The organism is Alcanivorax sp. HI0083 (assembly GCF_001635175.1).
Window position 1 is genome coordinate 1 of record NZ_LWFX01000682.1, and the last position, 529, is coordinate 529.

Here is a 529-nt window from a genome sequence, read left to right on the forward strand (position 1 = left end):
GTAAATATGGAAGAGGTCGTACTGCATCATGCCGATGATGCCGCCGAATTCCGGAAGGTACTTGCCCAGGATGCCGTAGCGTTTCATGCGGCGCAGCTGGGAGAACAGGGCATGGGGGCTGCGCAACAGCTGCATGAACAGGTCTGTGTTGACCGGGTTGTTACGGAAGGCGTCGTCGATCTGGCGGCGATTGTAGATCAGCGCGCGGACGGTGGAGGCGCGAATGCCTTTCAGGTCCGGGTTCTGGGCCATCAGCACAAAGGCCTCCAGCAGGGCGCTGGGGTGATGCTCGAACACTTCCGGGTTGCTGATTTCCAGGTAATCGTTGCGCACCTGGAAACGGCGATTGAGCGGGCGTACCTGCTCCTGGGTGTCGCTGCGCAGAATGACTTCATCGAATAGCTGCAGCAGCATTTCGTTGAGCACGGACAGGGCCAGGGCCACCCGGTAGAAGCCTTTCATGAAATGTTCCACTGCCAGGTTGGCACTGGAATCTTCATGGCCCAGCCGGTCCGCAAGCTGGCGCTGG

At 59.5% G+C, this 529-nt stretch carries 1 pseudogene; it reads right to left on the minus strand.

Going from position 1 to position 529, the window contains the following annotated elements:
- A pseudogene (glnD, locus tag A3754_RS06770) lies at nt 1-529 on the minus strand ([protein-PII] uridylyltransferase); the annotation flags it as partial.